This window comes from Mesorhizobium sp. B2-4-13 (assembly GCF_006658535.1).
Classification (GTDB): domain Bacteria; phylum Pseudomonadota; class Alphaproteobacteria; order Rhizobiales; family Rhizobiaceae; genus Mesorhizobium; species Mesorhizobium australicum.
This window is the reverse complement of the sequence record NZ_VFVB01000015.1, coordinates 117,774-125,903: the sequence shown is the minus strand read 5'-3', so window position 1 is coordinate 125,903 and position 8,130 is coordinate 117,774. Positions and strand designations below refer to the sequence as shown.

Genomic DNA, 8,130 nt, shown 5'->3' with positions numbered 1-8,130 from the left:
TTCCGGGGGCTGGCTGTGGGGGATCTGGCGGTGGCGGGGTTGGTGTATGTGCGGGCGCGGGTGGGAGTGTAGGGAGCGCGAAGCGGTTTTTAGTGTCGAGGTTAACCGAGCGGCCCGAAAGCTGCGCCCGCGGAACCTTTCTGCGTGTGCCTCGGCATTCGGCAACGACAGACCAGTCGAGTCGGCCCGCAAGGGCAGGTCAAGCCTTCGCCGCCGTCAATCTATGGAAGTTCCATCTGGGTTAGTAGGCGCGTGCGACCCTCTTGGGCGACTTCCCAATCGTCCGGCAGGTTGGAGGATAACTCCTTGAAGGGCCAAGCCCTCATGATTGGCTCGAGTTCCAACAACACGCATTTGAGTACATTGTGAGCAGAACTGCAGAAATCTAATCGGGTTTGATAACTCGCAATTTGCAAAACATTTCTGTGAGTGATTCTGTCCGCGCGATCGATAAAATGAGGGTGAGTATCAAAGTGCGGATTATGGAAAATCTTTCCCTTGACCTTTCTAAAGATTTCGATCGACCCAAGGAGCAATATGCCGCCAGCCCCGCTCCAGAGGTATGGGTTCGAAAAAGAATAACCCTGCATTTCTCGATACTCCAAAGTTCCCTCAACGGTCTCGCATAGCTTGGCTGCAAATGAATCCGCGTCGAATTCTTCGCTCCTAGAATCGCCCGGGCCGTTGAGTTGCCGACCGTGAGCGAGGCAGTGGTGTCCAAGTTCATGAGCGAGCGCAAAAATCTCCATGGCAGCCGCCATCTGTTCCACTAACAGTACTTCATCCCTGGTTGATGGCTTAAATTCAGTAAGGCAATGGGTTCCCGTCAGCGCATATGAGGTGAAAATGCGCCACCAATAGAACAGAAGGTGTGGGTTTCGCCGTAATTTGAGACGTAAGTCATTCTCTTTGTACTCCATACCTGTCGCGAAAGGCAGCAGGTTACAGGTTCGGACATACGCTCTTGCGATCAGGCCACAGTAGCGCGTGAAATGGGTTCCCATCGCGATAATAGTTTCGTCGGTCATCGGAACGTTGATCGTTGAAACCAACGGGCCAGCTTTTGGCTCCACGACGAAATGGGCTTCATCGGCCCGCAGCCGATCTACCGGTGACAGTCCACTCATGATCGGCTTGAGTAGCCGCTCCAACATTGCCTCGGAGTTACGGTTTACACCTTCGCTTGTAACTGGCGCAGAAACAGCTCTCCGACGAGTTCCATCCTCTAAAGCCTCGATGTCGGTCGCACGCCACCCGACGTCAAGGAACGCTTGCCTTGCGACCTCGTGATCGGTATCGCTTATCGAACATTCCGGGTCTTGAAACGATGACCAGTCATTAGCTCTAGCCCGATCTAATAGTTGAATCCACAGGTCGACCGCCGCAGACTTCTTCATGATTACTCGTTTTGGTTGATGAGTACGCAAATCCGCACAGCGACCTCTCTATCGGAAAATTACATTCACGTACGCTGCAAGAGAAACGTAACGGCGATCGTCCACAGCTTCCCCTTCGTGAGTATTCATGAGCTTTTCTGTCCGCCTGCGCTCGTTAAAGCAATCTCGTGAGAGTTTTTCCGCACGCGCGAATCGATACCTCGGTCACATATGCCTTGATATCCGGAACGCCGCCGATCACTGTGAGTTCAACGACGACATCGGTCGCCCGTCGTTTCGCACGCCAAGCGGCGTAGGGGTATGCGTCAATCGGCAGAAAGGTGTCTGCTCCGCGCGGGTGCGCAAAAGGCATGGTACAGCCGCTGTTCATCGGTGACAGCTCAATTCTGTCCCGATGGGAGGCGATGAGAGAGCGCGTGTCGACCTTGAGAACTATATGCTCATCGGCCTTGTAGGCCCCTGCGCAGAGAAGCCGCTCCAATCTTTGCTCTGTTAGCCAGAAGAACACCCTTTCGTTAAGGCGCTTGTGCCAATCAGCCGGGGTCAATCCATCGCGAAGGCATTTCGTAAGGTGATGGTCATGCATAGGGATTTGGTCGCGGATCACTGCATTACCCTGCGTTGGATGTGATATCGCGACTGATTTGGGGCGGCGAAGTGTTGTAAGGTCGGCGCGAGCCTGGCCATCAACTTCCCAGAGATCCAGCAACGCGTCCGTGGGAAGGAGCCCGTGCTGTTCGATTGACGGCCAACTCTGCCGCATCGCCATGTGATAAAGATGCGGACAGTCAGCAATCAGGCTCTTGAGTTCCTCCTCCGTCACCATGACCTCCTATCGATGACATTACGCCAATCGAATTTAGTTGATATTAGTGTCACCGGCTGGCCGGACACACGTTCGACCTCCTCGATAAAGCGTAAGGTCTCCTCGGTCAGCTGCTCGAAGCGATAGGCGTCTCTGTTACGCACCGAAAGATAGTCCACGAACGTTAGCGCGATATCGGTGGGACCGTTCAGAACACATGACCGGTGGAGCTGGACCCAATCGAACTCGCCGAAGCGACGGGACCTACCGGTGGTAGTAGTCACTTCGCGGGACTTCAGTTCCTCTACGGGAATGCCTGACCGGAGCGCAATGTCTTCGTGAGTGATTTCAGCTCCTCCGAAATCCCCTGACGGACCGCCGACCCGTATGGGATAGGTGCGAAACACTGCGATCGTTCGCCTCACGCGCCCCGGCGCAATTCCAGCATCCGCCAAGCAACCAGAAACCGTCGTGTCGCGCGATGTCACATGGGGGTAAGGGCCATGGTGGAGGCTCAGGCTGGTTCCCTGCGTACCCTCTAGCAAAATGCGCTGGCCTCGGCAGTATGCCTCGTCGAGCACGCGTTGGGCCTGGCCTATATACGGCTTCAAGTCGGGGACGTCTTTGGCGAGCCGGACAGGCGGGTTCTCCGCGCCACCGCGTCCCATGATCTTCCGCGCGGAGGCTGCACCGACACCTTGTGCGGTCGATCCCATGCTCGCAAGCTTAGCCTTTTCTACCTCCCTATCGACATCTTCGATAATCATTGCATGCTCGTCGATCACCAGCCGGTCTGCGCTGATCTTGTGGGTGTTGATCTCAGCCAGGAGCTTCCCGGGATGGATCACAGCGCCCGGCCCGAGCAGCAATTGCGCGTTGGGAGCCCGTTCCGAACCGGACGGGAGGTGGAAGTATTTCTCTGGCATTGGGACGGCGTAGACCTGATGTCCAGCATTTGGCCCTCCCACCCGCACGAACAGGTCGTATTCCGGCGCAATGTGCCCGACGATATTGCCCTTTCCTTCACTTCCGAATTGCCCGCCCACCAAGACGTCGACCAACTGGTCGACTGACCGGGGTATCAATCCGAGGAGCGCCGTCGCGCGGACGGATACGTCGTTAGGAGTGCAGTGGTCGGTGTTGATTACGGTGTCGGCGAATGCCGCCAGTCCTTCAACTTTGCGCTCGGTGGCATTGGCTGCAGCTTGGCTCCAGGTGACACCGTCGTCGGACCTTACCTTGCGCTGACTGAAGCGATTTTCGAGAGTTTCTGAAGATGCCGTCAGGTGGACGTGATGGGCCACGGAGTCTCCGAAAGCTCGCCGGATTGCTTCGATCTGGCCGTTGATGCGCACGGCATCCAGCACGAACAAGCCCTCGGGGAGTTCATCATTCAAACGACGTTCGTCAATCAACGCAGCGAGCGCTTCAGCCAGCCAGCGACCTTCGGTCTGGCGGTCAAGACGCTCGCCAGCGCGCTGCAAATCCTGCCGCTTGTCACGAGTGCGAGGAAGGGTACGCAGAATGAGTTCGCGGGTCTTGACGAGCGTCGCCCCGTGCCGATCGACGAGACCGGCGGCAAGACGGGTCTTCCCGGCACTGATGCGACCGGACAGCAGGACAATCTGCAGTTTCCGGCGCGTGTTCAAGCTCAGAATTCCAAGCTATGTTGCGTCTGGCGGGGAGGAAGATCGTAGACCCATACCCCTTTGTCCAGCCCGTCGAAATTTTGGCGTATTAAGGCTTCGACGACTTCCCAGTCTCCTCCCGCCCCGCCTGTGGCTAACCGGGGCATGTGTACGGAGGCTTCCCGCTGGCGCGCGACGTCAGCGAGCTTGGCCATGGCTTTATCCAAGGCCTGATAGCGTATCCGCGAACCCTCCACTTGGGCCGAATCCTTCCTGTGCGACTACGCTGGCCAAAGTGAAGCTGGTGGTAGTTGCATAGTGAACCTCGCCCAATCGTTCGGCCTTCGGCGTAGCCTTGATCCAATCCCCGAACTCGACCTCGGCTTTTGGGAAGCGCTTTGCCATCTGCCGCGCAACACCCCCGCCCCAGCGCAACGCTCGGTCGTTGACGAGTTGGCAGACGATAACCGGTGGTATAGCGCGGGGTGCTAGAATATCGCCGTGAATGAAATGCAGGAAGTCCCCAAGATCGCGCGTGCCATGTCGGATCAGTCCGGCAACGCGAGGCAGAAGACTACCTGGATAGCCAGGAATGCCGACACATTCGACGGAAGCCGGCTCGCCGTCTGGCCATTGCTCGATGCTGTGCGCCGTTGCACCGATCGCGTTGGCTTGCCTCACGACGCTGCTAGCAGGTATGCGCTGTTCCGCAAGGGCGAGCCTTGGAGCCGAGGACGACGCAATTGCGTAGTCAACGCGGTAGCTGACATGCTCGCCGTCCGGATGCGGTGACGCAATGAACATGGTGATGGGTGCGTCGGTGACGCTGACCACGCGGATAAGGTAAGCCTCCGTCGACACGTCCAATTGCAGGCGATCCTGGATCAACCGTTCAAGCGGCGGAACGTGATCGAGTTTCGGCAGGCTGCCGACCGGCATGACGATCTCGGAAGCGCCGAGATTGCATAGAAGCTCAAGCTGCCAATCGTCGTGCACGGTCGAATCGCCGCAGCGATTCCGTATGGCGTCGCCAACGTCTGGAAAGAACGTATGGGCAATCTCATGAGCGATCGAGAACCTTGCCCTCGCGCGCTTCTGTTGTGGATTGTATTCGATACGCGTACCGCGGTCATCGACGATTGTTCGGGCGTCCGGAACCGCAGCACTTGGCTCTACCCGAAGGCCGATCTGCCGAGCAAGCGTGATTGGATTGAAGGGAGGTCCTGACCAACCCGCATCGCGCGCTTCGAGGACCACCGCACGCACCCTCTTCACCATTGCCTCTACAGGGTCGCCCTGTGGTGCGAACTTCCGTACGGAAGGGTTAGTCCATTGCCGAACCCCGAACTGTCTCATCTGGTGTCGCTCCTCTTGGGGTCGCCTTTGGCATCCTATCAGTCCGAAGAGAATCGCATGACGTTACTTGGATCAACATTTGTGTCGTGCTTTCAGTCGCGGCACAAGTAAGTACCATGCAGAATCACAGCCCGCCTAGAAAATGCAATTTTTGCGGCGCCCCTTCCGACATAATATTCCGAGTCCAACATCGACAGCGTTAGGAAGGTATTGTGTGTCGGCAGACTTGCGATTGCCGCCTGATAGGCTGGCCACAAATCTCCGATGCTCACCCCCCAGCCAATCGCGGCAGCAGAAAAATCTCCGCCCCCTCCGGCAATTCCTTCCCCCACGTATCCCGATAGATCACCCCGTCGATCGCCACCGCGATCCCGCGGTCGATCCATGGCTCCAGGGCGGGATACTGTTCAGCCAGTTTCCTGAACAGCTCCCTTATGTCCTTGGCCTCGACCTCGATCTTGCTCTGGCCTCCGGCAAGCTGGCCAAGCGCGCCCCAGAGCGTGACCTCGACCATCGCTTAAGGTGTGCCGATATTCAGGTGAGGCCGGCCTGCAAATGGCAGGTTCCTGCGCTTCCGGTGCTCACGTACTTCAAGTACGCTCCGCTCCGGTTCTCGGAACCCGCCACTTTCGGCTCGGCCTGACCTGAATCTCAACACACCTTATCCCTAGCTTTCGCCCTAGCCTTCCCGTTCCGCCTCGATCGCCGCGAGAATCCGCGGTGGCGACATCGGGATGTGGGTCATGCGTACGCCGGCCGCGTTCGACACCGCGTTGGCGATCGCCGCCAGCGGCGGCACGATCGAGGTTTCGCCGACGCCGCGCACGCCATAGGGGTGGTTGGGGTTGGGGATTTCCAGGATCTGCGTGTCGATCATCGGCAGGTCGGAGCACACCGGGATGCGGTAGTCGAGGAAGCCGGCGTTCTGCAGCCGGCCGTCCTTGCCGTAAATATACTCCTCGTTGAGCGCCCAGCCGATGCCTTGCGCGGCACCGCCCTGGTACTGGCCCTCGACATAGGTCGGGTGCACCGCCTTGCCGGCATCCTGCACCACCGTGTAGCGGATCACCTTGGTCGACCCCGTCTCGGGGTCGACCTCGACGTCGCATATATGGGTGGCGAAGGAGACTCCGGCGCCGTCGGCGACGAGCTCGCTATGGCCGGCGATCGGCCCGCCCGTGGTGCCCGATTTGGCCGCGATCTCCTTCAGCGACAGCTTGCCGAGATTGCCGTGCTTCTCGCCCTTGGCGATCGCGTGGCCCTGTTCCCAGATCACGTCGTCGACCGAGATGTCCCACATCTGCGCGGCGCGCTCGCGCAGGATTTTTATCGCGTTGCGGGCGGCCGAGATGGTCGCCATCGAGGACGAGAAGGTGCCGCGGCTGCCGTCGGTCATGTCGTTGTAACCGAGGGAAGAGGTGTCGGCGACCACCGCCTTGAGCTGGGAATAGTCGATGCCGAGTTCCTCCGCCGCGACCAGCGACAGCGACGCGCGCGAACCACCGACATCGACGGTGCCCACGGCCAGCGACACCGAGCCGTCCATGCCGATGTTCAAGTCCACGCAGGTCTGGCCGCCGAAATTGAACCAGAAGCCGCAGGCCATGCCCCTGCCTTGGTTCTCCTTCAGCGGCGCCTTCATGTGCGCATGGCTCTTCACCGCTTCCAGCGTCGGGCCGATGCCGATCGGGCCGTAGACCGGGCCGTAGGAGGAGCGCGTGCCTTCCTGCGCGGCGTTCCTGATGCGGAACTCGACCGGATCCATGCCGAGCTCCTTGGCGAGCTCGTCGACGGCACTTTCCACCGCGAAGGCCGCCATCGGCGCCGACGGCGCGCGGTAGGCGGCGGTCTTCGGCCGGTTGACCAGCACTTCGTAGCCCACCGTCTTGACGTTATCGAGACGATAGCAGGCGAACGCCGTCATGGCGCCGATCTCGGCCCAGGAGCCGGCATAGGGGCCGGCGCTGTAGCGCAGCGTCGCTTCCGCCGCGGTGATGGTGCCGTCCTTGCGGGCGCCGATCTTGACGTCGATCGAGGTGGCGCTGGTCGGACCCGAGGCGCGGAACACCTCGTCGCGGGTCATCACCAGCTTCACCGGGCGTCCGGCCTTGCGCGACAGAGCGAGCGCCACCGGCTCGGCCCAGACATGGGTCTTGCCGCCGAAGCCGCCGCCGATCTCGGACGAGGTGACGCGCAGCTTCGAGGCTTCCATGCCCAGCAGCTGGGCGCAGTGCTGGCGGTAGACGAAATGGCCCTGCGTGCAGACCCACAGGTCCGCCGTGCCGTCGGAGCTGACATTGGCCACGCAGGCATGCGGCTCGATATAGCCCTGGTGCGTCTGCTCGGTCTTGAACGAGCGCTCGACGATGAAATCGGCCTGCCCGAAACCCTGATGGACGTCGCCATGGCCAAACTGCGAGCGCTTGGTGACGTTGGAGGGCTTGACCGGCTTTTCCTCCAGCCCCTCGGTGAAGACCGTGTCGTTGATCAGCGGCGCGTGGTGCGCCATCGCCTCGTCGACATCGGTGACATGCGGCAGCACCTCGTAGTCGACCTCGATCAGCTTCAGCGCTTGCCGCGCCGTGCGGGCGTCGATCGCGGCAACGGCGGCCACCGCATGGCCGTCATAGAGCGCCTTGGTGCGCGCCATGCAATTGTCGAGGATGTCGTACATGGCGGCATCGCCGTCGGTGAGGTCGGGCAGGTCGGCGGCGGTGATCACCGCCTTGACACCGGGAAGCGCTTCCGCCTTCGAAGTGTCGATCTTGCGGATCTTGGCATGCGCGTGCGGGCTGCGCAGCACGCGGCCGACCAGCTGGCCGGCCATGTTGAAGTCGGCGCCATAGCGGGCGCGGCCGGTCACCTTGTCGACACCGTCGGGGCGGATCGGGCGCGTGCCGACGGATGCGAACTTACGCCCCGAAAAACGCGGATCGAAATTCAT

At 60.1% G+C, this 8,130-nt stretch carries 6 protein-coding genes; all 6 read right to left on the bottom strand.

The genetic code is table 11. The features are described 5' to 3' along the window. Window positions 1–221 precede the first annotated feature (221 nt). Complete coding sequence (locus FJ936_RS29140) at window positions 222–1,397, bottom strand: hypothetical protein (RefSeq protein WP_141907378.1); 1,176 nt, start codon at window positions 1,395–1,397, stop codon at window positions 222–224. 154 nt (window positions 1,398–1,551) lie between these two features. Next, complete coding sequence (locus tag FJ936_RS29135) at window positions 1,552–2,223, bottom strand: hypothetical protein (RefSeq protein ID WP_141907377.1); 672 nt, start codon at window positions 2,221–2,223, stop codon at window positions 1,552–1,554. Continuing rightward, window positions 2,217–3,851 carry an adenylosuccinate synthetase gene (locus tag FJ936_RS29130; protein ID WP_141907376.1) on the bottom strand — a complete coding sequence of 545 codons (1,635 nt, stop codon included), beginning with the start codon at window positions 3,849–3,851 and terminating at the stop codon, window positions 2,217–2,219. The genes FJ936_RS29135 and FJ936_RS29130 overlap by 7 nt, the downstream gene beginning before the upstream one ends. Before the next feature lie 198 nt (window positions 3,852–4,049). Then, entirely contained in the window at window positions 4,050–5,108 is a 1,059-nt protein-coding gene (locus tag FJ936_RS29125) for an ImmA/IrrE family metallo-endopeptidase (protein WP_181763197.1), read from the bottom strand. 346 nt (window positions 5,109–5,454) lie between these two features. Beyond that, window positions 5,455–5,700, bottom strand: a complete 246-nt coding sequence (locus FJ936_RS29120) for a MoaD/ThiS family protein (RefSeq protein ID WP_141907374.1) — start codon at window positions 5,698–5,700, stop codon at window positions 5,455–5,457. 165 nt (window positions 5,701–5,865) lie between these two features. Then, window positions 5,866–8,130 (bottom strand): xanthine dehydrogenase family protein molybdopterin-binding subunit, encoded by a 2,265-nt coding sequence (locus tag FJ936_RS29115; protein WP_141907373.1) that lies wholly within the window; start codon window positions 8,128–8,130, stop codon window positions 5,866–5,868.